This window comes from Luteitalea sp. (assembly GCA_009377605.1).
Taxonomy (GTDB): domain Bacteria; phylum Acidobacteriota; class Vicinamibacteria; order Vicinamibacterales; family Vicinamibacteraceae; genus WHTT01.
The window spans coordinates 1-232 of the sequence record WHTT01000285.1 but is presented as its reverse complement, the minus strand read 5'-3'; the positions used below and the strand labels follow the sequence as shown (position 1 = coordinate 232).

The 232-nt window shown below is 73.7% G+C and carries 1 pseudogene (cut by a window edge); it reads right to left on the bottom strand.

The annotated features are described in order from the left end of the window. Nucleotides 1-232 (bottom strand): annotated as a pseudogene (locus GEV06_28955) (ornithine carbamoyltransferase) (it extends 302 nt beyond the left edge of the window).

Genomic DNA, 232 nt, shown 5'->3' with positions numbered 1-232 from the left:
GCGGACAGCCGAGCCGCACCTTCATGCCCAGCATCGTGGCGCCGAGGGCCAGCGAGCGGGCCACGTTGTTGAAGTCGCCCACCCACGCCACCGTGGCGCCGCCGAGCTCGCCGACGGTCTGCTGCATGGTGAGGAGGTCGGCCAGGGCCTGGCACGGGTGGCCCCGGTCGGACAGCAGGTTGACCACCGGGATCGTGGCCGCCGCCGCGAGCTCCTCGAGCAGCCGGTGGTC